Annotated in this window: 24 protein-coding genes and 2 tRNA genes; 17 read left to right on the top strand and 9 right to left on the bottom strand. The window is 41.0% G+C overall.

All coding sequences use genetic code 11. The features are described from left to right. Positions 1-2 precede the first annotated feature (2 nt). Entirely contained in the window at positions 3-944 is a 942-nt protein-coding gene (locus H8B06_RS06470; protein ID WP_190993480.1) for a zinc dependent phospholipase C family protein, read from the top strand. Here H8B06_RS06470 and H8B06_RS06475 read toward each other — a convergent pair. Continuing rightward, positions 941-2,428: an aminotransferase-like domain-containing protein gene (locus H8B06_RS06475; protein WP_190993481.1), complete on the bottom strand. Its 1,488-nt coding sequence runs from the start codon at positions 2,426-2,428 to the stop codon at positions 941-943. The two genes, H8B06_RS06470 and H8B06_RS06475, sit on opposite strands and share 4 nt — an antisense overlap. 52 nt (positions 2,429-2,480) lie before the next feature. Between H8B06_RS06475 and H8B06_RS06480 the strand changes: the two genes are divergently transcribed. The 5 genes from H8B06_RS06480 to H8B06_RS06500 all read left to right on the top strand — a co-directional run bounded on the left by H8B06_RS06480 (position 2,481) and on the right by H8B06_RS06500 (position 6,981). After that, complete coding sequence (locus H8B06_RS06480) at positions 2,481-4,349, top strand: TonB-dependent receptor plug domain-containing protein (protein ID WP_190993482.1); 1,869 nt, start codon at positions 2,481-2,483, stop codon at positions 4,347-4,349. A 120-nt stretch (positions 4,350-4,469) separates the two neighbouring features. Then, a complete protein-coding gene (locus tag H8B06_RS06485; RefSeq protein WP_190993483.1) occupies positions 4,470-5,012 on the top strand; it encodes a hypothetical protein in 543 nt (180 codons plus the stop codon). 4 nt (positions 5,013-5,016) lie between these two features. After that, on the top strand, positions 5,017-5,970 hold the full coding sequence (locus tag H8B06_RS06490; protein WP_190993484.1) for a DUF4407 domain-containing protein: 954 nt from the start codon (positions 5,017-5,019) through the stop codon (positions 5,968-5,970). Between the two features lie 58 nt (positions 5,971-6,028). Beyond that, a complete protein-coding gene (locus H8B06_RS06495) occupies positions 6,029-6,346 on the top strand; it encodes a DUF4342 domain-containing protein (RefSeq protein WP_190993485.1) in 318 nt (105 codons plus the stop codon). A 68-nt stretch (positions 6,347-6,414) separates the two neighbouring features. Further along, positions 6,415-6,981: an NADPH-dependent FMN reductase gene (locus H8B06_RS06500; RefSeq protein WP_190993486.1), complete on the top strand. Its 567-nt coding sequence runs from the start codon at positions 6,415-6,417 to the stop codon at positions 6,979-6,981. Here the strand turns inward: H8B06_RS06500 and trxA are convergent. Further along, positions 6,965-7,258, bottom strand: coding sequence for a thioredoxin (gene trxA / locus H8B06_RS06505; RefSeq protein ID WP_190993487.1), 294 nt, complete (start codon positions 7,256-7,258; stop codon positions 6,965-6,967). The genes H8B06_RS06500 and trxA overlap by 17 nt on opposite strands. Before the next feature lie 220 nt (positions 7,259-7,478). On the opposite strand from trxA, the gene H8B06_RS06510 reads away from it, so the two are divergent. The 4 genes from H8B06_RS06510 (at position 7,479) to H8B06_RS06525 (ending at position 11,692) form a co-directional block, all read left to right on the top strand. After that, positions 7,479-8,261, top strand: a complete 783-nt coding sequence (locus tag H8B06_RS06510) for an N-formylglutamate amidohydrolase (RefSeq protein WP_190993488.1) — start codon at positions 7,479-7,481, stop codon at positions 8,259-8,261. Further along, entirely contained in the window at positions 8,251-10,098 is a 1,848-nt protein-coding gene (locus H8B06_RS06515) for a flavohemoglobin expression-modulating QEGLA motif protein (RefSeq protein WP_190993489.1), read from the top strand. The genes H8B06_RS06510 and H8B06_RS06515 overlap by 11 nt, the downstream gene beginning before the upstream one ends. Positions 10,099-10,113: 15 nt before the next feature. After that, positions 10,114-11,124 (top strand): ATP-grasp domain-containing protein, encoded by a 1,011-nt coding sequence (locus tag H8B06_RS06520; RefSeq protein ID WP_190993490.1) that lies wholly within the window; start codon positions 10,114-10,116, stop codon positions 11,122-11,124. 184 nt (positions 11,125-11,308) lie between these two features. Then, a complete protein-coding gene (locus tag H8B06_RS06525) occupies positions 11,309-11,692 on the top strand; it encodes a hypothetical protein (RefSeq protein WP_190993491.1) in 384 nt (127 codons plus the stop codon). On the opposite strand, the gene H8B06_RS06530 is transcribed toward H8B06_RS06525, so the two are convergent. Further along, positions 11,689-12,204, bottom strand: coding sequence for an OmpA family protein (locus H8B06_RS06530; protein WP_190993492.1), 516 nt, complete (start codon positions 12,202-12,204; stop codon positions 11,689-11,691). The two genes, H8B06_RS06525 and H8B06_RS06530, sit on opposite strands and share 4 nt — an antisense overlap. Positions 12,205-12,268: 64 nt before the next feature. Beyond that, entirely contained in the window at positions 12,269-14,464 is a 2,196-nt protein-coding gene (locus H8B06_RS06535; protein ID WP_190993493.1) for a glucoamylase family protein, read from the bottom strand. Between the two features lie 183 nt (positions 14,465-14,647). Here H8B06_RS06535 and H8B06_RS06540 point away from each other — a divergent pair. Both H8B06_RS06540 and H8B06_RS06545 read left to right on the top strand, forming a co-directional pair. Continuing rightward, a tRNA-Gly gene (locus tag H8B06_RS06540) sits at positions 14,648-14,720 on the top strand. A 5-nt stretch (positions 14,721-14,725) separates the two neighbouring features. Then, positions 14,726-14,810: transfer RNA gene (locus H8B06_RS06545), tRNA-Leu, on the top strand. Between the two features lie 71 nt (positions 14,811-14,881). Here H8B06_RS06545 and H8B06_RS06550 read toward each other — a convergent pair. Then, the gene (locus tag H8B06_RS06550; RefSeq protein ID WP_190993494.1) at positions 14,882-16,900 is read right to left on the bottom strand and encodes a heavy metal translocating P-type ATPase; all 2,019 of its coding nucleotides are present in this window, start codon (positions 16,898-16,900) and stop codon (positions 14,882-14,884) included. 243 nt (positions 16,901-17,143) lie between these two features. On the opposite strand from H8B06_RS06550, the gene H8B06_RS06555 reads away from it, so the two are divergent. Then, entirely contained in the window at positions 17,144-18,088 is a 945-nt protein-coding gene (locus H8B06_RS06555; RefSeq protein WP_223857511.1) for a CvpA family protein, read from the top strand. A 6-nt stretch (positions 18,089-18,094) separates the two neighbouring features. Here the strand turns inward: H8B06_RS06555 and H8B06_RS06560 are convergent, their stop codons facing one another. After that, complete coding sequence (locus H8B06_RS06560) at positions 18,095-18,874, bottom strand: PQQ-dependent sugar dehydrogenase (RefSeq protein ID WP_190993496.1); 780 nt, start codon at positions 18,872-18,874, stop codon at positions 18,095-18,097. Between the two features lie 425 nt (positions 18,875-19,299). Continuing rightward, positions 19,300-20,424, bottom strand: a complete 1,125-nt coding sequence (locus tag H8B06_RS06565) for a DUF2891 domain-containing protein (protein WP_190993497.1) — start codon at positions 20,422-20,424, stop codon at positions 19,300-19,302. A gap of 334 nt (positions 20,425-20,758) precedes the next feature. Here H8B06_RS06565 and H8B06_RS06570 point away from each other — a divergent pair, with 334 nt between their 5' ends. The 4 genes from H8B06_RS06570 to H8B06_RS06585 all read left to right on the top strand — a co-directional run bounded on the left by H8B06_RS06570 (position 20,759) and on the right by H8B06_RS06585 (position 24,922). Continuing rightward, entirely contained in the window at positions 20,759-21,442 is a 684-nt protein-coding gene (locus H8B06_RS06570) for a 2'-5' RNA ligase family protein (RefSeq protein WP_190993498.1), read from the top strand. Positions 21,443-22,028: 586 nt separating this feature from the next. Further along, on the top strand, positions 22,029-22,454 hold the full coding sequence (locus H8B06_RS06575) for a nuclear transport factor 2 family protein (RefSeq protein WP_190993499.1): 426 nt from the start codon (positions 22,029-22,031) through the stop codon (positions 22,452-22,454). Between the two features lie 261 nt (positions 22,455-22,715). Beyond that, positions 22,716-23,189, top strand: coding sequence for a hypothetical protein (locus H8B06_RS06580; RefSeq protein WP_190993500.1), 474 nt, complete (start codon positions 22,716-22,718; stop codon positions 23,187-23,189). An 86-nt stretch (positions 23,190-23,275) separates the two neighbouring features. Further along, positions 23,276-24,922 (top strand): ABC1 kinase family protein, encoded by a 1,647-nt coding sequence (locus H8B06_RS06585; protein ID WP_190993501.1) that lies wholly within the window; start codon positions 23,276-23,278, stop codon positions 24,920-24,922. A gap of 363 nt (positions 24,923-25,285) precedes the next feature. On the opposite strand, the gene H8B06_RS06590 is transcribed toward H8B06_RS06585, so the two are convergent. Then, positions 25,286-25,660 (bottom strand): YkvA family protein, encoded by a 375-nt coding sequence (locus H8B06_RS06590; RefSeq protein WP_190993502.1) that lies wholly within the window; start codon positions 25,658-25,660, stop codon positions 25,286-25,288. A gap of 141 nt (positions 25,661-25,801) precedes the next feature. Next, positions 25,802-26,224 carry a secondary thiamine-phosphate synthase enzyme YjbQ gene (locus tag H8B06_RS06595; RefSeq protein WP_190993503.1) on the bottom strand — a complete coding sequence of 141 codons (423 nt, stop codon included), beginning with the start codon at positions 26,222-26,224 and terminating at the stop codon, positions 25,802-25,804. Positions 26,225-26,296: the final 72 nt, after the last annotated feature.

Below are 26,296 nucleotides of genomic sequence, written 5' to 3' on the forward strand. Positions count from 1 at the left end.
TTATGTACAATAAATTTAATTATCTGCTCTGCATGCTCCTTATCGTCATATGCTGTTCATGGGGATTTTATGCACACAAAAAAATTAATCATGCAGCCGTGTTTACACTACCCACACAACTTGCCGCGTTCTACAAAAAGCACATTGATGTGATTACAGAAAAGGCGGTGGACGCCGATAAACGATGTTATGTAGATTCTTTGGAATCACCAAGACATTTTATTGACGTAGAGGAATATGAAGACGGTCATGTAGACGCCATCCCCATACATTGGAGCCAAGCGGTGGAGAAATTTCAGGAGCGTAAGTTACGTGCCAACGGTATCGTGCCATGGCAGATCTATTTCACTTACCAAAAATTGGTGAAAGCTTTTCGGGAAAAAAACACAGACGCCATTATTCGTCATTCGGCCGACCTCGGTCACTATGTTTCAGATGCACATGTACCGCTACATACAACACGTAACTATAATGGGCAGCTAACCGGGCAAATCGGTATTCATGCGTTTTGGGAGAGCAGATTACCGGAAATGTTTGCCGATGATTATAACCTGTTCGTCGGAAAAGCTCGCTATCTCGATAGTCCACTCGATTCGGCGTGGGCCATTATACGGGAAAGCAATGCCTTAGTTGATTCGGTATTATTATTCGAGAAAGAGCTTTCCAGCACATTCCCCAAACATCTACAACGAAGTTATATTACCCGGAACAATATACTTATTTCCACCTATTCCGACGCGTATGCCAATGCATACCATCAGCGCATGCAGGGTATGGTTGAAGATCGCATGCGAAAATCTATTCAGCGTACGGGATCTTATTGGTTTTCTGCTTGGGTAGATGCCGGACAACCTTCTTTAAAAGGCAAATTCAAAGCCGATCAAAACGAAGGAACATCGGACATACAACAAGGAAAAATTATCGGACGGGAGGAATGGCATTAGGATATTTTCACCATCCCCCTCCGTAGTATCTCCAGCGCTTCCTCCATCTCGGCTTCATTTAAATGGCCAAAACCTATCCGCATACCAGATATCGTATTGTTTTGGTATAATAAATTCTTTGGAATAAATAGATCCTCTTTTTTACATAAATTCGCTAACTTAAAGAGGGATAGCCGCTTATCCCACGTCGTCCATAACGCTAAACCGCCCGAAGGCTTTTGGAACTTGACTATACCATTAAAGCGTTTTTCTAAAATTTCACAGAACAGATCCCGACGTTCACGATATATCTTCATCGATTTTTTGAGGTGTCGATATATCTCACCCTCCTCTATCATTTCTCCCAAAGCTTGTTCCATAATCACATCGCCCTGTCTGTCGATGATACCTAAATATTTACGCATTTCAACAATAAAGTTATCAGGTGCTACAACAAAACCTTTCCGAAAAGCAGGCGCAAGCGATTTTCCAAACGATCCTACATATACGACCATTCCATCGATATCGCCACTTGCTAAGGGCATCACTGCGGTCTGGTCGTATTGAAAATCATAGTCATAATCATCTTCTACAATAATGAAACCGTATTCCTGAGCCAACTGCAACAAAGCGATTCTTTTTTGGGCAGATAGGGTAACGGTGGTCGGATAATGATGATGGGGTGTGACATGTACCACACGTACCTCGCCCGGCTTAAAACGTGCGCGGATATAATCTACATCGATACCGCTTTCATCTACTGGAATTGTACTTACCCTCGCCCCCATTTTTTGAAAAACCATGTTGGCGGAAAACATACTCAAATCACCGACTAAAACCTGATCACCTTTCGAAAGCAAAATTTGCGAAATTATATATAAACTCATTTCCACACTCCGGGTGATAAGCAAGTTATTTTTGGAAATGTGCAGGCCTCGCGAAAAATTCAAATAGTTGCTCAGTTGCTCTCTAAAATATTCACTTCCTTCCATATTATAGCCCCTAAGACGTTTCAAGTTGTGCTTACGTTTCATTGACGCACTATACCAGCGGGAAAGGTTCTGCATTTGTGTGAGCCGTATGTCTGGCTGTCCGTCATTAAAAACCAATTGGTTGTTGGAGAATTCAAAGGGATTATCTAGAATGGTAGATTGCCGAAATGTAAAGCCGGTGCGAACAGGGTATTTTGCCAGTGAAACCAATTTTTCGTATGGTTTGTCCATCTTAACCTGATGAGATTGATTGATGACAAACGTACCTTTGTTCGGTCGCACCTCCACCCATCCCTGTGCCTCCAGTTCATCGTATATCGCAATCACCGTCTTGCGATGTACCCCTAACACTTCACTTAGCGCTCTCGTTCCCGGCAATTTTGTACCTACCAATAAATATCCACGCTGAATAGCATTAATCATCTGTTGGGAAACCTGTAAATATATAGGTTGTGCCGATGTTCGGTCAATAAACACAAAACTGGAGAACAAATCTAAAACCGGACTACTCATCTTATTAAAATTGGAACCATATAACAATCCGGAAAGATAATACTTTTGCCGCATGAAATTCATAAATAATCACCAGATATTATTAGCCGTAGCATTTTTGCCGTTATGGGGATACGCGCAAGAAGCAAAACAAGACAGTATTCAGGAAGTGACCGTTCATGCAAACCGATTACAGATTCCATTTAGTAAAGACAACAGGAATGTGGAGATTTTGAATGCGGAGCAAATTAAACAATTACCGGTCAAAAATTTGAACGAGGTGCTCGGTCTCTTAAACGGGGTTGATTTGCGACAACGTGGGCCGTTTGGTACACAGGCAGATGTAAGTATTGATGGAGGGAGCTTTGAGCAAACGCTGATACTGGTCAATGGAGCGAAGGTTTCCGATTCGCAGACCGCGCATCATAGTCTAAATCTACCTATTCCCCTAGATGCAATCGAAAGAATAGAGGTACTTCGGGGTGCAGCAGCACGCATTTACGGGATCAACGCATTGACCGGGGCGATTAATATCATTACAAAGACAGTAGACAAAACCTCTATACAAGCCAACGTCTATACCGGTAGTTCGTTTAAAAACCGGGATGAAGAGGACAAAGATGGCATTTACTATCACACCGGTACGCAAATCGGAGCGGGTTGGTTTGAAGATAAACATCAACATCAGCTATACTATAACAAAGAAAAATCCAACGGACAACGCTACAATACGGCATCCCAAAACGATAAAATCTTCTATCAAGGAAATCTAGCGCTAGATGGTAATAACGAGGTAGAATGGTTAGGCAGCTATATGTACAACCGTTTCGGGGCTAATGGCTTTTATGCGGCTCCAGGTGATCGAGAATCCGAAGAAATTGTAGAAACGATATTTGCTTCTATAAGCTCCAAACATCAGCTTTCCGAACGTTTCTATCTTAGCCCGCGCATAACCAACCGTTATAACGAAGATGATTACCGCTATTTTAAGCATAACCTTTCCTCCGCACGTTCACGGCATTATACCAATGCGTTCTCCATGGAGCTGAACAGTCGATATCACACTACATTCGGAGATGTTGGTCTAGGTTTGGAATCCCGTCTCGACCGTATCGCAAGTTCTAATATGGGTGATCACAACCGAAACAACCACGGTGCCTACGCAGAATTTAGAACCGAACAGCTAAAAAACCTGACCGTCAATGCAGGTGCATATATAAACTACAATACACAGTATGGCTGGCAGGTTTATCCGGGTATAGATCTAGGTTATAACATTACACGGAATTGGAAAGTCGTATTCAACACCGGATCAAGTCAGCGTATCCCCTCGTTTACAGACCTTTATTTAAACCAACGCCCGGGAAATATCGGCAATCCGGATTTATTTTCGGAAGATGCCTGGCAAACCGAAGGAGCGATTAAATTTCAAAGCACAAATTTTATTGCACATGGAGGATATTTTTATCGGAACATCCGAGACTTTATCGATTGGATAAAAACGGATGTAAACGATCCTTACCAACCATTTAATATCGGCAAAAACAAAGTACATGGGATAAATACTAATTTTCTATATACTTTTCAAGTAAACAATATCCGCTATAGGGTGAATCTCGGATACAACTACCTGGATGCCTCTCTGGAGCAAACAGAGGGGGTTATATCCAAATACAGTCTAGAAAATCTAAAACACCAGGGAAAACTACTCTTCATGGCAAACAATAGGATTTGGAATGCTTCTATAGCTAATCGCTTCCATCAGCGTATATCAGATAAATCCTATTTCTTAACGGATTTACGAATTGGATACAATTTTCCGTTTCTTTCGGTGTATGCAGATGCACAAAACATCTTTGATGTTACGTATATCGAAACAAGTGCTATTCCCATGCCTGGACGATGGTATAGTTTGGGTATAAAATATGAATGGGGCAGATAATGCCCCACCCTTTTACCGACTATATAATAGCTTTCACCTATTTTTTCGACTTACTTACCTAAATCTCTTCCCATCTTTTTTCCTTTCCTCCTTATTTTGTTGTAACATAACACAAAACAAATGGGATGGTTTACAATTTTTAAAAAGAACAAAGATACGCAGCATGTAACGGAAACGCCATCCGTTCCGGTTAACGCGTCGCCAGCATCTGTGGACAGCAAATCTCAACTTAATGGCGCATCCATACACGATGGGCAAGGTATTTTCCTCATTTATAATTATCTGCAGCAGGATTTTGAAACACGGGGATATAACGATGCACTGACCAGCCCCGATGAGGGTTATCGAAATGACAATATTAAACTGATAAAATATGATCTCGAGATTCTGGTCCATCAGGTTAAAACATACCATGATTCGCTCATGAAAGATATTGAATTTCACATTCATTCCCGCGAACGGGCTGGATTAGTGGATCTGGTGGATGAACTAAGAATCAAACAAACGGATTTAGGGGATCACATCGAAAAAGTCAAGACATTCGAACAAGCATTACAGACAGGTACAGGTTTATGCGAACGTGCTATCCTTTCTTACAAACGAGGCTTTATGAAAGGGATGGCTTCTATTACCCAAGCTTATTTATTAACGAAGAAATTTTAAGCGTATGAAGGAGTGGTGGTTAAAATTCGGTTGCTTCCTAACAGGTTTCAATTACAATCTCGTCAAAAACTCTAGTGAGCAATCGCGGAAAAATGTAAAAAAATACACGTCTGCCATGTTGCTTATCATTTTGGTCTGGTTCTTTATCGGCTATAGCTTTGCTACACGCTACCTGCATTTATCGGGTTGGGGCGGTGTTTTCGGAGGCGTATTAATGAGTTTCGTGGTTATTCAGATCGAACGCATTATTATTCTGTCTACACGCGTAAGTACGTGGTCTAGCCTATTCCGTATACTGCTTGCCTTGGTGATGTCCATATTGGGTGCCTTCATCATGGATCAGATCACTTTCAAAGACGATATCGATTTGCGTAAAGCACAAGTAATGGATGAGCGGGTAAAAATTGCAGTCAAACAATCAGAAGACGATATACAGAAACAAATTCAAGACTTGGATACGATGATTGCGACCGCTAATTCAAGATACGAGACGGTAAGCGAAGATCTTAAGAAGAATCCGGTTATTATAACGTCTTATACCAATCGCAGTGTTACCAGGGATAGTGAAGGTAAGGAAGTGAACAGTACGCAATCGACGAACAAATCCGTCATGGAGAATCCTAAAAAACTAGAGATGGAACAACTGCACAAACAGATCGAAACGCTACAAAACAAAAAGTTTGCACTTGCAGCTTCCATCATGTCCATTAAAGAACGAAAAGAACAGGAGTTAAACGCCTCGACTGGTTTTTTGGATGAACTGACACTACTACACGATGTAGTAACTTCTTCCTCGATCGGATTATTTGTGTATTTGCTTTTCTTATTCTTTTTTCTTGCCATTGAATTGTTCGTACTGGTCATGAAATTAACCGACACTGATTCGGACTACGACAAGTTACTTCGACATCAAACAGATATTCGGGTGCAGATGCTAGAGAAGCTTCGCATACCGTAAACAAAGCGATACCAAAAACTGTTATTCATTATATTAAACATCTTAAAAAAAGCACATTATGTCATTCAAAGAAACATTTATCGTCAACGGTGAAAACCTGTTAAAGAAAATCAAGGAGATTATTGCCGAGGGCAACGTAACGAAAATTAGTATCTCCGATAAATCTGGAAAAGAAATCATGAGCTTTCCTGTTACAATTGGTGTAGTGGGTGTCGTATTTGCCCCTATATTCGCTGCTATAGGTGCTCTAGCAGCACTTCTTACCGAATGTAAGATCACGGTGGAAAAACGAAAAGATGACGACGTTCCTCCTTCGAACCAACCACCAACTGAAGAGCCATTACAGGGAGAAGGCACCATTATCGAGGTTAAGTAAAAGCAAGTTTTCAAAACCAACTGCTTTGCGTATTTGTTATGGGTATATAACACATAATCCAAAATATTATGGCAGCAAAAACAATAGGTATAGTCGTGGGATCTTTAAGAAAAGGTTCCTTCAGTAAAAAGATTGCAAATTTTCTTATTGAAAATGCGCCGGAAGGCTACGCATTGGAACGTGTCGAAATTGATGATCTCGCTTTGTATAATCAAGATTACGACGAAGGTGAAAGCCCTGCGTCTTATGGGCCTTTCCGTGAAAAAATCAAATCTTTAAATGGGGTTATTTTCATTACACCGGAGTATAATCGTTCTGTACCGGGCGTATTAAAAAATGCGATAGATGTTGGTTCCCGACCTTATGGTCAAAATGCATGGGAAGGGAAACCAACTTTAGTCATTTCTTCGTCTATCAGTAATTTAAGTGGTTTCGGTGCGAACCACCATTTACGGCAATCACTTGTTTTTCTGGATATGCCTACATTGCAACAACCCGAGGTTTATCTTGCGAACGTACAAAAATTGTTCGATGACAACGGTCGTCTGACTAATGAAGATACGGCTAATTTTTTAAGACAAGTATTGGATTCTTATACAAAATTTGCGGAACAGCATACTAAAGGTTTTCTTTAATTAAACGCTCGAGCTCATTTACGGGATATACGCCTGATTGCCTCCAACGTATTTCTCCTTTTCGGAAGAGCACCAACGTGGGCACCCCTCGTACTTCCAACATGGATGCTACTTGGGGATTTTTGTCTACGTCTATCTTTATAATGGAGACGCTCTCGCCTACTCGTTCCTTCAATTCCTTCAATATTGGCGCTTGCGTCTTGCAAGGACCACACCATTCGGCAAAGAAATCGACTAATACAGGTTTATCTTGATTTATGATCTCTTGAAATGTCATGCTGTTTTTTTTATTAAATTAAAAGTATCTCTCCTTCACAAAAGTATGTTTTCGAAACTACTTTATAAAACTACTTTATTTCGCTTTTGTTTCCGCTCTTTCTTTTCCAGCAGCATAATTTTTAATTTTATCTAATCCATTTCGCTCCGTTTCCCTATACGCACCGCATAAAACTATTTGTCGATTAACATGTTATTATTTAACAAAAGATAAAATAGTTATGACGCCATTATTTCAATACAGTGTAAAGCTTGTCGACAGCCCATTCTGGGCATTTGCTATCCACGATGGACATCAGGTAGATCCGGCTGTCGAGCAATTTATCCTGTTAGATGAAACCCAACGTTTAAGAGAAGAAGACCCTTATACTGCCTCGATGGCAGAATTGCCGATCAACCAACTTTTTGTAGCTACCTCACGCTTTCAATTGGATGTTAACCGTAAAGAAGAAGATTCGGTATACCTCCGTCCAGAACAAGCTTGGGGATTGAATGTTTGGAAAGAAACATTACCCTCCACCGTTTTACAAAAGCTCTATGAGGAGCACAAGAAATTCTATCAACAGCTGGACAACTATATCCAACACACCATTGATAAGCATGGCTTTTTTGTAGCTTTGGATATTCATTCCTATAACGCACGACGAATCAGCGAAGAACAACCGATAGATAAAAAAGCTAATCCACAGATAAACTTAGGTACACATTACAATGATGAAAAATGGCGATTGGTAATCGACAAATTTATAGAGAGTGTACAGAGCCAACAACTTTTGGGTGAAGCTATCGATATACGGGAGAACGTGAAATTTAAAGGTGGATATTTAGCCCAACATATTCTTCAGAAATTCGGTGACCGCGGTTGTGTATTATCGGTCGAATATCGAAAAGATTTCATGAATGAATGGACGGGCCTTCCTTATCAACCTGTTATTCTTGAATACAAACAGTTGTTGCTTCACACATTAAAAGATTTGCAAAAAATAGATATATATGGAGTTTAAAGACAAAATATTGCCTCAACTACTACGGGCAATTAAAAACCGAACGCCCATACATAAACAAATCCCCAATAAGGGAAAAATTATCTTTAATAAAATAGTCCCCTATTTATTTATTTATCGCGTACCCGATTCGGGCAAAGACCGCATGTTGTCGGAATTGACAAAATCGGAATTGGCCAGTGTTATCTTTTTGCCAAATAATGATGACGATCGAGTAAGCCTCTGGATTCCAAAGTTGGCAACAGCACTCGCAAATGAGTTTGGTACCTGTTTACTCATCGAGGTTTGGAATGCTCCAATAGATCAAGATACGGATATCGCAATTCACCTTTCCCAAAAAAACGCATTGATATTAGCGGAGTATTTAAAGAAAAATATAGAAACGGAAGCACCGGAGATCTCGGTTGAACTCAAGAAAGAAACGAAACTGCCAAGACCGCCCCGGCTTCCGCTTTTGGTCAACACGGACGATACAAAAAGTAACATTGTCCTTTCTCTTGGTATCTCCGTTCGCAAAACATATGAAGACATCGATGGCGTACACTTACCATTATTGGCGCGAGTTTTTCGGGAATCTTTAGCAAAAGGTCTCTCGCGCTCATTCTTTGAATTTGTACGACTGTATACCACGGCCAAGGCGACAGAGTTTAAAATGAAAGGCCAAGAAAAACTCTATTCCGAAATATACGATATCGACCGTGCACTCGCGAAGGAAAGCCAAAAATTTGATTTTCTGTTGCTGGTTACGCCGACCAATTCACATGATGCATGGTTACAGTTCAAGAAAGATAAATACCGAAAAGCGCCTATCTTTCATTATCGTCCTATTCCGATCGATCCTGATATCGTGAAGCGAAACTTGTATAACCTACGTATTGAAGATATCTACGACCCTACAATAGCTTATCTTTTTAGAGATAAGCGGCGGGAACTCGACGATATGATGACCATGTTAGCTTCGCGAGGTACATCGGATTTCAAATATGGAAGCTTGATGGTTTTTGGTAATGTAGACGAACAATTATACGATTTGGCAAAAGCCGTGCTCACGGCCATCGATAGTATTGCACAACCGGATCGACAAAAACCAGAAGAAGAATATCTAGATGCCAAAGCATTTGCACAGTTAGCAGAGGAGGAAATATCTTTTCTTCAACAACAATCCCCTACCTTCAAAACCAGTGTACGTGTACGGGATGACATCGCTGGTGTTATGGTGAACCACGGAGTTCTCAATATCAGTAAGCAATATAAAATAAGTAAGCGGCGGGCACTTGCACTCATCCAGCATGAAGTGGGCACCCATATTATCACGTATTTCAACGGAAAAGAACAACCTTTTAGTTTCTTTCGTTTAGGGGTTCCGGGATATGAACAGTTGCAAGAAGGACTTGCGGTTCTTGCTGAATATTTGGTTGGAGGGCTTACGAATGAACGGTTACGCATATTGGCAGGACGTGTTATCGCTGTACAGCATATGTTATTGGGGCATTCATTTGTGGAAACATTTGATATGTTGCACGAAGAGTATGGTTTTAGTACCAACACTTCTTTTACCATGACCATGCGCGTATATCGCTCAGGAGGACTCACAAAAGACACCGCTTACTTACAGGGATTTAAAGAGCTCATTCAATATATACAAGAAGGAAAAGATCTGAATTTGTTGACAATCGGAAAGATAAGAGAGGATTACTTGCCTATCGTACACGATTTGATTCAACGTGGTGTATTGCGGCCTCCACGCATTAAGCCGCGTTACTTACATGAGCCCTATACGGAAAAACTAAAAGATTTAAATCAATTTGCCAGCATTTTTAAAATGATTAATTACTAATATTAAAGAAGATATATGAACATCGCATTCGTAATCAACCAAACTCACAAAGAGGAAACCGTATTTACAACCACTTTGTTAGCTTTTAAAGCGCATAAGCGCGGACATACCGTGCTTTATATCGGTTTAGCTGACTTCACTTATCACAATGAAGATAACGTAGGAGCATATTGCCGTGTGTTAAAACCAACGGAAGAAGTAGAAGGCCCAGAAGAATTACTGGAAATGCTCCGCGACCGGGAAAAAGAGTACGTCGATGCCTATGATATGGATGTACTTTGGCTTCGTTACGACCCCGTTGTCGATATGATCAATCGTCCATGGGCATCTCCGACAGCACTCCAATTTGCGCAACTTATCAAACGGAGAGGGACATGGGTTATTAACGACCCCGATAAATTAGTGGAAGCGACAAACAAATTCTATTTGGAGTATTTTCCAAAAGAAATTCGCCCAAAAACCATAATTACCCGCTCCTATCAGGATGTAGTTTCTTTTTTAGATCAACAAAACAATAAGATTATCCTTAAGCCGTTAACGGGATCTGGAGGTAAAAATGTTTTCTTGGTCAAAGAAGATGAACGGCATAACTTAAAACAAACGGTCGAAGTCATCACACGTGATGGCTATCTACTAGCACAGGAGTATTTGCCGGATGCAGCAAATGGCGATATTCGCTTTTTTCTATTAAATGGCGACCCGATACAAGTAGATGGAAAATATGCTGCTGTCAACCGTGTACAGCAAAAAGGAGATATCCGGAGCAATATTCATCAAGGGGGAAGCGCCCAACAGGCAAATATTGACGATACCATTTTAGCTACGGTCTCAAAAGTCACGGGGAAACTTAAAGAAGACGGCATGTATTTCGTGGGACTTGATATTGTTGGCGATAAAATAATGGAAATAAACGTTTTTAGTCCCGGCGCACTCAATTTAGCATCTAAACTTAACGACGTAGACTTTGTGGGGCTGGTATTAGATGATGTAGAGAAACAGATTGAGAAACGAAAAAATGCTAAATAAAATAGTCACGTTGAATTGTCATTGTGTCTTATTAAACAAAAACGCCCTTCAATATTTTGAAGGGCGTTTTTGTTTAATCGTTATTAGCGCTTTGATCCACTTGGAGAACAAATTTATTTACCAGCTGCAGACAAACTAAAAATAATAAGTTGTATATTTAAACCAAACCTATTGACGTGTTTTTATGTTTACTAAACTAATCGCTGTAGATAATCAAAAAATTGGCACTGTTGATTTCCATGCTTTTGTCATTAAAATAAAAAAAGACGAGGTCGGTTTTGCTATTTTCATCGATGAGTTGCCGACCCCGTTACTCTATTTCTACCGAGATGGTATAGACAGTATAACATTCAAAATTGATAATGATCAATTTTTACATATTGTCAAAAACAGTAAGTTCACAAGCGAAATACGAAAAGAACTCTATAAAGAATTTGAGTTTTTTCTCCGTACGATGGAAGAACGTGCAACTGCTTACCTATTTAAAAACGCGACTGTAAAATATATCACCAACTCCCGTGATATCATCCGATACAAAAACTATTATATATCCGCTAGTACTTATTAATTTAAAATCACCACTTCAACCCGTCTGTTCTGTTGACGACCTTCTGGTGTTTTATTATCGGCGACTGGCATCGTTTGCCCCAGACCTTGCGTACTGATGCGCGACGACGAAACTCCTGCATCCTCTAAAAACTTTTTAACCGAAGCTGCTCTTTTTTCAGATAACCATTGGTTGTAGCCTGCTTCGCCAGTAGCATCAGTATGCCCATCTACACGCACCTTTTTCGTTGTTTCGTTAATCAACAATTTCGATAGTTTACTCAACTCTATCTTCGCCTTATCGGTTAGAAAAGAAGAGTTGGTCGGAAACAGGACATCCGAAGAAAGCGTAAATTTAATTCCTTCGTCTGTACGAGTAGCATCTTTAAACTCACCTTTTACATTTTTTAAACCGTCGTCCGTTCCATCCTTGGAAACAACCGCGCCAGGATTGACCATAATAGCTTGTTGCTTGCAAGACGTTACGCCAAGAGCAACGATAACGGAAAATGCCACAGTACCTAGATATTTCATGAAATTTGCTTTAAGTTATGCTGTAAAGATAGTAATTTTCAATATTCAAGCCTAGAGCTGATTTTTATTTGTCCTCCCCAAATAGTTTTGTTAACAATGCTTTGATCTCCGGTATCTCTTTGTATAGATTCCATATCAATCCTGAGCGTGCATTTTCGAGACAAACCGTGATTGCGGCTTGGTTTGTGGCGAAATATTCGTCCGACACATCGTTGTTCCGTAAATCAAGCCACGCACGGAATCCATATTCTGTAAAAAAGTTTTCACCATAGTTATGGTACAATGCCAGCACTGCTTTCTCTCCTTCTTCATTTAACATAAACATGGAAGCGGGAGCAATCGCAGGATTAATACGATAGCTTCCTATACTATCCATACGCTGATAAAAGCCCCATACATCAGAATTGGTGGACCCTACTCCTATTTCATTATCACGGCGTTTCCGTACTTTAATATAATTACGTATCGCTTCTTCATAATTAATCGCGCTGTCTCGAAGTAACTTCGGATCAATCGTAAAAAACGGTTTGTATAAGTCTAGTAAAGTCGATCCCGAAAACCCAAATAGGAGATGTTCGCCATACATCATGGTATCTTGGAATACAGAAACTCTGGTAGCCATATTCTCCGGTCTGTTTTGAAGAGGATTAATAGCTAATCGGAAGCTCCGCATAAGAGCCATAACGGTATCTTTGGCCAGACTGTCCATCTTATTATAATCTGATGAATAGGTCAGATCTATATTTTTAATACCATTTTCGTAAGCCGAAAGTGGAATCGCATACTTTGGAGAACTCATTGCCAATAAATACGCATTCATGGATTCATTAATCCCGCCAAGTGTTGGATAATGATACGACGTGTCCACTACAGATATTTTTTCCACCAATACATCGCTATAACCTTCCGCCAGCAGCTGATTCCATTTAATATTTTCCCAAAGTGCCGTTATTCTTTTTCGCAGATCCACTTCTACATCATCATTTTTTGAAAAATATTGACGTGCGACCAATAACGCTTCTATCATCGAAGACGTAGCTAAAATATCGTAAGTTGCTTCATTATCTCGGTGTTCAGGCAAACCTGTGCGACCATCAAAATAAGCGGGAAAGACGCCGAGATGATTCTGAGCTTTGGCCAAGAAATAGACCATACGTGAAATGCGTCCTACCGCTAACGACCGGTTAATTCGCTGCTTTTCCACTCCCACAAGGAGACTCAATATGGCATTCCCACTTTCCTTCACCGATACAACAGCACGTTCTTTCATACGAAATGGTAGATACATGCCGCTATTGATATCGTAGTTTTCCGCGAAATAATTAACATGTGCTCCCTGTACCAGATCCAACAACTCCGTTTTCTGCAATAGTTTCGTCTTTATCTCCCTTACCTCGGAAAAAGGTGATTCTTCGTAATTATAGTCTACCCATGTAATTTTATAATGGTACGTTTTATTTACTTCAGACACATAATCCAAACATCCCTGCATCGATATTGGGCGTATACCAACCGCTTGAAAATTCTGATTATCCTCAGATCGATATATTTTAATATAGCGGATGGAGGGGGTTAAGGGCAATTGCCATTGCAAATGGACTTGTTTATCATACGCTGTCGCTGACGAAAGTATAGCGGGCGAAGAAAGTTTTACCCGCGAGACATCTTTTGCGAGAAACTCGACTTGGTCAATAAAAAGATAATGCATCCCATCGTCTGTACCGTTCTGCGCAAAACGCAGTGTCGTAATAGATTCTTTGACATATAAGTTTTTAAAGTCGGCTATCGGAATCCGAACGTCGATCCATTTATTGTAGTCGAGATTCTTTATATACGACGCCAACTCCAATTGATTCGTTTCCGAATGTTTCTGCTGAATGCTTATTTTAGGTAAGTTATCTGCTTTTGTATTCTCGGACTTAATGAACAATTTGAGCACGAGATAATCTGAACGTTCTACCTGATAATGGAGCTTTTGTCGGCTATATTGTAAATCGACCTGCCAATCGCCATCTTTAGCGGATTTATATTGCAAAGAAAGTGCATTACCTGGTGTGAAAAACAAAGTATCAGACACTAATAGATGATGATTCAGATTCTCCACCCAAGAACGTCCTTGATACTCTACTTTACTTTTGGCATAAATGCCTTTTACTAAACTATTGTCGAAGACAACTTCGGGATAAGTATCGGCGTATCCTCTTTCCCCAGTGCCTATTATACCAACTAATACCAGAACAAACAAATAAAATTGCTTCATAACAAATATTGATCTTCGACAAAAATAAGCAAATATTGCACCATTTAACTATCATCGTCTATTTTATAGTCTTTGGTAAGAAAAATATTACGCACATTTTTAGATGGTTAGCGTGGATCGTATTAAAAAGCACAAAAATAATTTTTGGAATAAGATTTTCTCTCTATATTTGCATCGTCGCAAGCGAAAGTAGCTCAGTTGGTAGAGCACAACCTTGCCAAGGTTGGGGTCGCGAGTTCGAATCTCGTCTTTCGCTCAGTTGCCTAGGTGGTGGAACTGGTAGACACGCAGGACTTAAAATCCTGTTCCCGTTAAGGGAGTGCGGGTTCGATTCCCGCCCTAGGTACTTCAAAACCGCTTCTATAGAAGCGGTTTTTTCGTTTTAAGAGATAAAGTAGCACCTAAATTCCCTAGATTTCAAAACTTCATCCGTTGTATCCGTATAGCATTCAATATAGCTAATAACGCCACACCGACATCGGCAAACACCGCTTCCCACATCGTAGCTAATCCCCCTGCTCCCAGGATAAGTACAATCGCTTTCACACCAAAAGCCAATCCGATGTTCTGCCAAACGATTTTCTTTGTCTGTTTTCCAATGTTGATTGCCATAGGTATTTTGCTAGGCTTATCGTCCTGTATAACGACATCAGCTGTTTCGATCGTCGCATCGCTTCCTAGCCCGCCCATCGCGATTCCAACATCACTTAGCGCCACTACAGGGGCATCATTCACACCATCTCCGACAAAAGCAACACTTCCGCCCTTGGCTTTGATTTCTTTTACTTTGTTCACCTTGTCCTCCGGTAATAAATCACCAAAAGCATTATCTATACCCAATTGCTCCGCTACATGCTTTACCACGGTACTTTTATCTCCACTTAGCATCGTCGCTTTAACATGGAGTCTATGCAGTAAATTGATGGTCTCCTGCGCGTCTTTTTTTATCGTATCTGCAATGGTGATGTAACCGACAAATTTGTTATCGTAGGCAACGGCAATAGTCGTATAAACGATGCTATTAGGATCTAAATCATATTGAATTCCAAATTTATCCATCAGTTTGAAATTTCCGACCAATATATCGTTTCCATTGACAGTCGATTTTAGTCCGTGTCCGGCAATTTCTTCTGTGTTTTTCAACCTAATTTCATTACTAGGTTTTCCAACGTATTCATGAATAGCCGTTGCTACAGGATGCGTGCTGTGACTTTCTAAAGCATTAACCATCTGAAGTATTTCCTCTTTGTCAAATGCTGCATTAAAATTCACCTCCTGTACTTTGAAAACGCCCTCGGTCATTGTCCCTGTTTTGTCCATCACGACGTTTTGGATATTGGCAAGCGCATCTAAAAAGTTACTTCCTTTAAATAATATTCCGTTTCGGCTCGCGGCACCAATTCCACCAAAATAGCCCAGAGGGATACTGATCACCAGTGCACAAGGACAAGAAATTACCAGGAATATCAGTGCCCTGTATAACCAATCGGCAAAAACATAATCCGAAACAAACAGAGCTGGCAGGAGCGAAATTCCAATAGCGAGGAATACAACAATGGGCGTATAGATTTTGGCAAACTTGCGGATAAACAATTCCGTAGGTGCTTTTTGAGAAGTGGCGTTTTGTACCAGTTCCAAAATGTTGCTTAACTTGCTATCACTATAGGCTGTGGTTACTTTTACCTGTGATACGGTATTTAAATTTATCATTCCTGCCAACACCGTTTCACCCTTATTTTTTGTATCGGGTTTGCTTTCTCCCGTTAGCGCTGAGGTATTGAACGACGCCGAAACCGATAACAATTCTCCATCCAGCCCCAATTTTTCTCCAGGTTTCAGCTGTACGGTTTCACCGATATTTACGGTTTCTGCTTTGACTATCTGTGGCTCATTATCTCTTAAAACAGTGACTTCATCGGGTCTTTGGTCAAGCAACGATTTGATATTAGATTTCGCCCTTGAGACCGCCAAGGTCTGAAATACTTCGCCGACGCTGTAAAACAGCATTACGGCAACGCCTTCTGGATATTCTCCAATGGCAAATGCCCCAATAGTAGCAATGCCCATCAAAAAGAACTCCGAAAAAACTTCCCCTTTGCCGATGCTTTCTAAGGCTTCTTTGAGTACCGGTACCCCTACTGGAACATAGGCGGCTACATACCAGATAATCCTTATCCAATCCGTAAACCAGGTCTGCAGGAACCAATTGTCCATAGCTATACCCGCCAACAATAATACGAGGGAAATAATAGCAGGCAGAAACAATTTAGAAACGCTGTCGTTAACGTTCGAATGATCGTGTCCATGATCATCGCCACTACAACAACCATCATTATGAATAATTTCTTTCGCACCTGCTTTGGTATATATTTTTTCTTCTTCCCGCGTGCAACAAAGTTGTCTACCCTGTGCATCATATATATGTTTGTGCGCCATTATAATAATATTTTTACTTTACATTCTGTTGTTTATTACTTAACACTATCCCCTATTTTTACTTCGCTATTTTTACGAAGTTACAAAAGAAGAGCATGCAATGCACGTGAGACTCTCTAATTCTGTAGTGGCATTCTGCAAGTTACCCTTAAAAAGTTGGTAGTTTATTCCTTTTAAAAGTTTGTTTTATTCTATGATAAAAACATTTAATCGTATTAATTGTCCTATTGAAACTGTATGAATATGATCGATATAATACTTTTGCTTATCTTCTTAGCTGCCATATGGAATGGGGTAACTAGGGGGTTCTTTGCTGGGATGGCGGGGTTGGTATCTTGGTTGGGAAGTTTACTAATTACATTCGCATTATATAGACATGTCGCTCATTTTTTTGAGGCAAATATCACAGCCGGTGTATGGGTAATGCCCTTGTCCTTCCTGTTCACATTGCTTATCGTTGGTTCCGTGTTGGCGCTGTTCACTACTAAAGCGTTAAACGCTATTCCGCTAAGAATACAGAAACACCGCTTGAACAATATTTTCGGTTTCATACCCGGTGTCGTGACGGGACTGCTCTATGCCGCTATCACGGCCACCCTTTTACTTTTAATGCCCTTTTCGGAAACCTTGACGTTACAAACACGGGAAAGCAAAATCGCAGAGCGGTTGACAAACGGATTGGTATGGATCGAGCAACCCTTCACGCCAGCGCTTGAGGCCGTAAACCGTTCCATCAATAAAATGACCATCGCGCCTGAATCCTCTGAAAGCGTAAACCTTCCCTTTGTGGTGGAAAATCCAAAGCCGAGGCCAGACTTAGAAGTCCAAATGCTCGAACTTATTAACGAAGAGCGGGCCAAAGCGAACCTGTCGGCACTCACGCGCGATGAAGAATTAACACCAGTAGCTCGCGAGCACGCAGAAGATATGTTTGCAAGAAGTTATTTTTCACACATCTCACCAGAAGGAAAGACACCTTTTGATCGCATACGCGCCGCTCATATTAGTTTTCTCATCGCAGGCGAGAATTTGGCACTTGCGCAAACCCTTCCCTTGGCTCATGAAGGACTGATGAATTCTCCGGGCCATCGTGCCAATATCCTTCGAAAGACATTTGGCCGTGTAGGAATCGGTGTCCTCGATGGTGGTGTATATGGTTTGATGATCACACAAAAATTTCGTAACTGAAGTTGCTTACATTGGCTTAAGTCTATATTCGATCAAACAACCTCTAAGATCAGCATGATCGGGGTTTTCTTTCGTAGGACCAGAGGTTACTGCTGATCGGTCTGTGATAAGATAAATCCTGCTTCCATCTGGCGAGAGACAGATATCCCGATAACGGACATCCGCTGCGAATAATCTTTCTGGATCGCCTTGGACACCTCTTCCATCCGCAGTAAGTATTATCCGATATACAGCTCCTTGTTTTAAGCTGGTAACGAGCAGACTGTTCTGCCACGCCGGGATTCCCCTGTGATTATAATATATGAGGCTGCTGGGCGCGATGGACTGCCAGTCTTGGTTTTCGCCTGATCTTATTTTTTCCATCTTTACACGTAGCGAGTCATTGCCCGTTGGCATAAAACTGTAGAGTGGATCGCGATATTCAGCTCCCCATAAGGTTGCCGTAGCCGCTTCATCCTCAATGAGAGGAAGCATAGTATTCCATTCTCCCTGCATCTTCTCATCGTCGGAAACGGCTGCTGCAAGCCCATTGTAATTACCATCAGCATAGCCTACTATCAAGGGGTGTCCATAATTTTTACCTTGTTCAATCAAGTTAATTTCATCATCAGACATCGGTCCATGCTCACAAGAATACAGATAAGAAAAATTAGCCGACTTGGCCCAAGAAAGCCCTTGCGGATTGCGGTGACCAAAGGAAAAAACCGGAGAACCGTGAAGCGGACTATTTGTTGCCGAATCTAGACTATAATTAACATAAATTTGAATACTTGATGTTTCAGTCATCGTTGTATCTGGACGTATTACTTTTGTAAGCACCGTACCATCCCATATAAAACGCCCCCCCTCGACGCGTCCAGACTTAAATGTCTTAAAACAACACATTGAGCATTTCGGCAACTGGCTTGCAATCCTTTTGGCCTGGACAAACAAATAGAGATACGCATTCACCGATTTTTTTACCGCAGCTACCGAGAAATGTGGGAGCTTGGTCTAATCGTTATTTGGCATGAGATAGTTGGCATCGATTATCGATAAATATAAGGAATTTATAAATAGTGACAAATTCTCTTGGAAAGGTGTGCATAGCCAAGGCAACAATAGTATTCGACAACTTTACCCGCGTAGACTATATTATCTTGAACCAGGGAAAAGATGGATCGAAGGCGAGCGAGGGAGCCTCCTACCAACGGCGCCATCGACAAAGCTACTCAGCGATTCGACAGCGCCAACAGCGCAAACGAACCCAACCAATGGCTCCCCATATAATCATCATCGGAGATATTCTTCAACGAGAAATCGATATGCGTATTGGCAAGGGGCACCAAGGTATGCTGTAACTCCGGCAATAAATCGGCGATGCCATACAGGCAATTTGCCCGGCTGAAATTCAAGCCATCCAGATGAACCAGCTTGCCGTCCGTACGGTCGCTTACCAAAGCCGGTTGCAGGGGTTCGATTTTCTCCTCAAACAAGACCGGTAAAAAATGCAGCAGCCATTTTTTGTATTCTTCTTTCTGCATGATCTTACTCATGAGGTAAGCCTCCTCTAGACAGGGCGAAAGGAAGTCGTAACCGCTGGGTTCATAAGCCAGATCACAATTTTTATCCGCCTCGAAGAAGCGTATACTGTTTGTCTTTATCGCATTTAACAGAGCCGTATCTCCCACCGCTTCCGCATATTCGTACATCAGCGTAAGGCTAAAGGCCGTATTGTCGTGTTGCCCGGTACGGATCGGGTAAACCAGTTTAGATAAATATTGCTGTGTGCGCTCGGATAACAAATCGACCAAGGGTTGCAGTATCTTCGCCCACTCCTGTGCATTCGCATGGCGCCAGGATATTAATTCTTCTTGTAGCTTAAATAGCCAAGCCCAGCCGTAGGTACGCTCAAAGCTTAAATTGTTTGTATCTTCAAAAAAAGCTAATTCAACAGCAAGGTTTTCCTTTGTAATATGGTCTTTTAAAAGCTGCAATACCTTACCGTCCGCATCAAGTTCTGGATATTGCTTCAACAACCGCACAATAGACCAATAGCCATGTACAGACGAATGCCAGTCAAAACAGCCGTAGAAAATGGGGCGTAGTGTTTTAGGAGATTTTAGGTCGGCCCCACTCCCCAATACCTGCCCCAGCTTATTGGGGTATTCGATTGTTAAGCAGTGTATAGGCAGCTCAAAAATACGTTTTGCGGTTACCGCATCTAAAGCCCGTTGCTCTACTTTGACAATATCCGGCTCGCGTTCTTCTTCCCGTTGCTTTTCTGAGGATTCGCAGGAAATAAAAAACAGGACAAGGCATAAGAAAAAGGGTATGGCGAACTGTCTACTTTGCATAAGGTCTCCTTTCTGATGATTGTTTTACGAACAGCGATCGGTAAAATTACAAATATAAATATCGAAAAATTGATGAACTAGATTGAATTGTTATTGGAGATTTGACAATGCAACAATAGCCTATTCTTCTAATTTAGCATATACTATGAGACCTATGCCATCAGATAACATAAATAGGAAATAAAATATGATAAGGAGATTAGTTATATATACCGCTGGAAAAGCCTGCACATGCAGGTTTTTTATGTCAACAGATATCAGAGAACAATATCCGAATCGATTACCTAATTCCTTTAATTGAATAGTATATTAGCAAACAGAATACTGATTTTGCATGAACTTGACAACGCTTTACAATAACCTCTATACAAGATCGATTGACGACATTCGAAATGGGAACAATAAAATCGATCGGTTAATAGACGACAAAAATGACAAAAGACGAGGCTTAACAGTCTTGATCAGACCCAACGATAATATTCAGCGAACGATTACTCGCTTTCAACAGGAGTTGATGGTTATCGACAAAGATCAGTATTATCAACCCCTCCCCGATATGCACGTAACGGTATTATCCATTATTTCGTGTTATGACGGTTTTAATCTTGGGCAGATAGAGACTTCAAAATATATCCGCCTTTTTGAGCAAAGTGCCAGAAATATAATGGATATTGGTCTCCACTTTCAAGGGATATCCGCCTCTCCCGAGGCAGTGATGATCCAAGGATTTCCGCTGAGCGAAGGCCTTGAGAGATTCAGGGATCAATTGAGAGAAAACTTTAAAGCTTCTGCATTACAGCAGACAATCGACGCAAGATACAGGTTAACTACCGCGCATATTACGGCCGTTCGGTTCCGGGAGCATATAAGGACTCCTCAGAAGTTTGCAGAACGGTTGGAAAACTACAGAGATGTTGATTTTGGTTCTTTTAAACCGAAGGAGATCGAACTCGTGTACAACGACTGGTATCAAAAACGTCATATCGTAAAAACACTTCATAAAATCTCTATAAAATAAGGTATGGATTACGTTGTAAATGGAAAGGCGATTCGTTAACTATTGCCGAACAGCGCAGGCCATCTAGGTTTTTTACTAATGACTTAAAAAAACTACGATTGGACAGAGGCAGATGTGCCGATAGTAAAGGAAATACGACAGATACGACAAGGTTCCTGTTAATATATGTTAAATATACACTTACTATAAACGAAATGCACGCAATTGGCGTTATATTTGTACTTCATAATTTAGGTTTATAATTGGTTAGTTAGTTAAAAATCCTGAGGCTCCCCGCTTCAGGATTTTTTTGTTCAGTACCGGACACCTGCTGTCCGACGGTGAACATCCGGAAATCTCCCTAAAAAACACAAACACCTTTAAAACAATACATTGAATACTTTGGCAGCTGGCTTGCAATGCTTTTGGCATGAACAAACAAGTAGATATCTGCATAATGCATTCACCGATTTTTTTACCGCAGTTACCGAGAAATGCCGGAGCTTGGTCTAATCGTTATTCGGTAAATCTGCATCTCGCTATACCTTTGAAGTATCAAATAAGAAATAGAAAAAATAATATACACATCACCTTAAAAACTACAGATATGAGAACGACATTGAAAACTATCGCAGCAGCATTGATCATGGTTACATCCCTAAGCTCCTTTGCTTCGGAGAAGGCCAATCCTTTGAAAAACGTAGAATCGGACATGGTAATTGGCTCCTATGTGAATGCTGTTACCGTGGGTAGCATCGACCTGAACAAGTTTCTTTTTGCAGATGATTTCCAGTACAGCAACGTGAACAACAACGACCGTGCAGGCAAAAAGGAATACATCAAATACCTGAAGGCCAACAAGGGTAACAAATATGACTGCAGGAGCAGCTACGAGATCCTATCACAGGATGGAAAGGTATGCGTAGCCAAGGCAACGATGGCATTCGACAACTTCACCCGCGTAGACTATATTACCCTGAACCAGGGAAAGGACGGCTGGAAAGTAAGCAAAGTGGAAACGACTTATCCGTAGAAGGCTTTAAATTTTTGTTTCAATAGGGAGACATGTCGTGAGATATCTCCCAATGTTTAGTTTAGTTAGCAAAGCCTGCGGATGCAGGCTTTGATTTTTTGTTATATTCGTATCCAATTACAAATATATTTTTAATAAAAATATATTGTCAATGCAACGATAGCCTATTCTTCTTAACTTTAGCATTTACTAGACGTATGCCGTCAGATAACATAAACTAGACTTATAAGTACTTATAACATTTTTCAGAAATTGTATAAAATGAAACTAAAATATGGAGCATATTTAAGCATGCTCGTCCTGCTATTCAGTAACTGTAGCAAGGACGACAACGAAGAAAGCGACGGAGACGGGCTAGAAAATAGCACTTGGGTTGCTACAAAGACCGATGACAATCCGAACACCAATCCACCCGGCGCATTCGACATGAATGGCAACAATGTATATTATCCGTGGAAGGATTGCCATATGGATGACTCGTTTATTTTCTTAAAAGATCGATTAACGATTAACGATAACGCAACTGCATGTGAAGACGGAATAGATCTCATTTTCAACACCAAAAACCAAGCTTACTCTTATAACCCAGCGACAAAGAAATTGACCATCGGCAGCGGGGATGATGTGGCCGTTATTGATGTATTCGAATTAAACAAAGATAGGTTGAAGTTGGGGATTGCTATTCCAACAGGCAATGGCTTGGGATACTTGGTGTTTTTATTTAAGAGGAAGTAGGTGATCAAATAATTGATAAATCCGTATCTTGTAGAAACTATTGCGTACATAACAATGACAGCGATAGTCCATAAAATGGATATATCATGGAAAACCCTTTTAAGAACCAAGTACTAAAGCTTAGAAGAACTGCCAAGCTGACCCAGATATTGGTAAAGTATGGGTTTCAGGATCTGTTGGGATCACCATCCAAACGTCCTTCAACGGAGGGCATATCCCTCCCGCCCACTGATCCTACAGTATATGAACGTATCCGTTTGGCTATCGAGGAGCTGGGTCCTACTTTTGTAAAATTTGGACAGACGCTTTCTTCCCGTGAGGATCTGTTGCCAGCTTTGCTGATCGTCGAGCTCAAAAAACTGCAGGACCGCGTGCCGCCGCAGGAAATCGATATCGTACCCTATATCGAAGAACAGTTGGGCATAAACGCGTCGGAATCTTTCCGGGAAATCGAGACCGAGCCAATCGCTTCGGCTTCCATTGCACAGGTGTACAAAGCCGTATTGGCAGACGGAACGCCCGTTATCCTAAAGATAAAGCGACCAAACATCCGTACGACGATCAACTCCGACCTGCTGATCCTGCGGGATATCGTCCAATTTCTATCGGACTATTCCCTCACTATCCGGCAGATCAACCTAAAGTATATCCTGGCAACCTTTCAAAAAACCTTGGTAGAAGAGCTTTCCTTCGTCCATGAAGCGCAGAACATCGTCCAGTTTGAACAGAATTTTCGGGGAGTGGACAAGATCCACTGCATACATACTTACGAGGAGCTATGTAACGACGACGTGCTTTGCGTGTCGTGGATCGATGGCGTGAAAATCACTGATAAGGATGGGCTACTGACCTACGGTCTAAACTTCGAGCACATTGTAGACAGCGGACTGGAACTGTTCCTCACACAAGTATTGGAACATGGCTTTTTCCATGCCGATCCTCATCCTGGCAATATCTTGGTCACACCAGATGGCAAACTCAGTTTTCTGGACTTTGGTGCTATGGGACGTATGCTGCTGTCCGATCAGGTAATCCTCGAGGATTTTATCATTGCTTTTATCAACAAAGATGCGGATAGCCTTTTGTACATCATCAAAAAAATGGCTGTCTATATACAGATCGAAAACGAAAAGAATATCAAACGGGAAATTCTCGAACTGTTTGACATGGCTAGCACTAACACATTGGAAAACATAGACATCAAGGCTTTTTTCTCCAAGTTTTCGAATATCCTCTACCAGAACAACATCATCATGCCCGAACATATTTACCTGCTGGTGCGGGGGGTCGTCCTGATGGAGGGCATAGGGCGTGAATTGATGCCCGGACTGAATATTGTGGAGAAGATTGAGCCTTACATTGAGCAGATCATCCGTAAACGGCTCTCTTTTGAAAACCTAAAAAAAGAGAGTCAACGGAAACTGATGGATAGTTACCAATTGCTGAGCCAAGCGCCCTACACCCTCAAAAATATTGCCCAACGGCTCGAACAGGGTGACCTGACCGTCAAGGTAGACAATACCGATCTGCAGCACCTGCAACGGCAATACCGAAAAAACCAATCTACCAACCGTTCTCTTGCATTGGGCTGCCTATTCTTCGTCAGTGGCTGTCTGGTGATATCCGTCGAGCAATACCGCATCTTAGGGATTCCTATTCTCTCATGGATCTTCTTCCTAATCGGCATCAGCTTTTTGATCCTTGCCAAACTACGTAGCCTGCGAATCGATTAAGCTGTACCCGATTTCACCGTGTAGCCAAGTGGAGATGTAATGTCCTATTGGTTTCATTGATCTTTTCCCGTTTTCTGTTTCGTCTTACTACATGAGGTGCATTTTTATCGGCATTAGATTTCGCAGGTGCACATGTCAAATCGGGATGATATCAAGAATAGTTAATATGTGTTAAATATACACTAAGGTTACACTAAATTGCCGCACTTATCGTTATATTTGTACTTCATAATTTAGGTTTATAATTGGTTAGTTAGTTAAAAATCCTGAGGCTCCCCGCTTCAGGATTTTTTTGTTTATTATCGGACAGCCACTTTCCGCCGATGAACAACCAGAAATAAGAAATTTTCTCAGCTTTCAGCACTATGTCTTCATACTTGCGGTCCATTTTTGGTACCTGATCACTTCCGATTTCAACCTGCTGAGGGCGTAGCCAATAATAGCTACATCATCCACCCATCCCAAAATCGGTACGACATCAGGAACGGCATCAAGTGGAGAGATAACATATACAACAGTTGCTACGATAATCCCAAGATTTAGCTTACCTATTTTATAACGGCCTTTAATCGAATCGTTAGCCATCGCTAGAATAAGTTTAAATTCCGCTTTTCTATCGGAAAGATGATCCGCTAAATTATCGGCATCGGCTATGTCTTTATTAGTAAGACTATATGTTTTGAAAACCTTGAAAAGCGCCAACGCTTTTCCCAAATACTTCAATTTTTTCAGTACCATTGATCGAATAACTTTAATTAATACTAATCTTTAAGACCAAATTTCGATCCATCTTTTTATCCCTGCCATCTTTACATATGTATATAAGCGACCTCAGGTAAAAAGGAATGTATTAAGTAGGAAAATCTACTGCTGTCTTTCTTATAATCCCCATGCCGTAATGACCAAACGTCTACTCCCGCCATGATCGCGGTGTTCACAGAGATAAATACCCTGCCAAGTTCCTAAGTTGAGTCGGCCATTGGTGACGGGTATAGTTACCGAACTGCCCAATAACGAGCTCTTCAAATGGGCAGGCATATCATCAGATCCTTCGTAATCATGGAGGTAGTCGGGGTCATTTTCGGGTACCGATTTATTAAAAAAAGTTTCAAAATCAGCTCGCACCGTATTATCGGCATTTTCGTTAATCGTTAACGATGCCGATGTATGTTGAATAAAAACCTGGCAGATTCCCGTTTTAATGCTGCTTATTTCCGGCAACGACCGAATGATATCTGAGGTGATCAGATGAAAACCTCTTTTTTTTGGTGCGATGTTCAACGAAACTTGAAAAATTTGCATACGGATTTTTTTGGAATGCCAATATAGCATTTGAGATTTATATGTTGAAATCTGATATGATTTAAAAATCGG

The sequence above is a fragment of the Sphingobacterium micropteri genome, from assembly GCF_014692515.1.
In the GTDB taxonomy this organism is placed as follows: Bacteria; Bacteroidota; Bacteroidia; order Sphingobacteriales; family Sphingobacteriaceae; genus Sphingobacterium; species Sphingobacterium micropteri.